Genomic DNA, 1,799 nt, shown 5'->3' on the forward strand with positions numbered 1-1,799 from the left:
TGCCCGGCGTCAACTACTTTGAGCGGCCAGCGTCAATTATCTTGAGCGGTGCGGTCGAGCAAGATCATTGAGTAGTTGTCGTTGCGCTGCTTTGCCGGCGAGCCGGCAACGCAGCGCGGCGGCGGTAGCTGTCCACGTTCATCTCCAGGATAGTGGCGTGATGGACCAAGCGGTCGACCGCGGCAATCGTCATGGCCTTGTCGGGGAAGACCTCGTCCCACGCCGAGAATGGTGCGTTGGCCGTGATGGCAATGCTCTTTCTCTCGTAGCGCTCGGCAATGAGCTCGAACAGCACGGAGGTCTCGGCCTGGTCCCGCCGTGCATAGCTCAGATCGTCCAGGATGATGAGATCGAAGCGATCGAGCTTGGCGAGTTCATTTGGCAAGCGCAGGTCTCGGCGCGCCGCCTGCAGACGTTGCACCAGGTCGCTCGTGCGCACGAAGAGGACCTTGTAGCCGTGGTCAATCAAGGCATGGCCGATGCCGGCGATGAGATGAGTCTTGCCCACGCCCGGCGGCCCGAAGGCGAGCAAGTTGTGCCCTTGCGCGATCCAGCCATCGGCCTCGGCCAAGGCGGTGACGTGGGCCTTGGAGACGGTCGGAACTGCGTCGAAGTCGAAGCTGGCCAAGCTCTTGTCCGGTGGCAGTTGGCTGTCGATGCGAGCGCGCGCAAGCCGACGCGTTTCGCGTTCGTTGACCTCCTGCTCGAGCAGTACGCCGAGGAAGCGTTCTGCCGGCCAGCCTTCGCGGTTGGACTGCTCAGCCAGATCGGCCCATAGCCGCTTCATCGTTGGAAGCCTCAGTTCTCCCAGCATGAGGGGCAGGCGCGCTGCATCGGCCGCGGTGCGCGCGGATGCAATCGTGTTCATGCGGCCTCCAGCAGATCGTCGTACACCGCGGTAGCCGGCAACAGGACCTCCACGAACGGCATCAATGCCGGACGCGGCGCGAACTGCGCTCTCAACACCTCGATGTCGGGGAGTTCGTTGCGCTCGCCCAGGGCGCTGAGGATCGCGGCGAGCTCGGTTACCACATTGGCCCGATCGGCCAGATCGAGCAGATTCACCATCAACCGACAGGCCTCCCGCTCGCTCAGGCGCTGGCTCATGTGCTCCCAGGCTTGGGCGTATTCGCTGCGCGGGAACATGGCATCGCGCAACATCCAGCGGGCGAAGGCTCCGGGCTTGCGTCGCAGTGACGGGAGCATGTGGCGCCAGTCGATGCGCTTGGGATGCTTGGTCTGGGCGCTGCTGCGCAACCGCTCGCACTCGAACACCTTCACGCCTCCCAGCCAAGCTTCCAAGTGGGCGCTGTATAGCCGGACCTTCAGCCGATGACCGACCAGCCTCGACGGCACGCTGTAATGAGCGGCCTTGATGCTGATCAGGCCGAACTTGCTGACCCTCGCATCGACCTCTTCGAAGTCAATCGTCCGTCGAGTCGGCAGGGGCCGGAGGCTGGCACGCTCGATCTCCCAGGTCCGGGCGCAACGCGCGTTCAGCCGCCGCACGGTATCTGCGACGAACTGACCGTAGCTCTCGAGGTTCGCGAACTCACGTGTGCCGCGCAGCAGCAACGACTGATTCAGTGCGGTCTTCAGGCTGCCCTGGCGCGCTTCGATCGAACCGTTCTCGTGGCTCACGCCCGGATTGTTGCGGCTCGCGCGCAGGCCGTAGTGCGCGCACAGCTCGCGATAGCGGGCGGTGAGTTCCTCCTGCTCGGCCAAGTTGTTGAACGCCGCCGACAGGCTGTCTGTGCGATGCTCTTCGGGCACTCCCCCGGCCATCCATAGTGCCTCCT

Annotated in this window: 2 protein-coding genes; both read right to left on the reverse strand. The window is 64.3% G+C overall.

Annotation, left to right across the window (positions count from 1 at the left end; translation table 11 throughout):
* Positions 1-64: 64 nt before the first annotated feature.
* Positions 65-868, reverse strand: a complete 804-nt coding sequence (gene istB / locus AC3A6G_RS27250) for an IS21-like element helper ATPase IstB (RefSeq protein ID WP_487875085.1) — start codon at positions 866-868, stop codon at positions 65-67.
* A partial coding sequence (locus tag AC3A6G_RS27255) for a Mu transposase domain-containing protein (protein WP_487875086.1) occupies positions 865-1,799 on the reverse strand: 935 nt, incomplete at its 5' end. The genes AC3A6G_RS27255 and istB, both read right to left, overlap by 4 nt.

Source organism: Variovorax sp. Soil_C_26 (assembly GCF_057657075.1).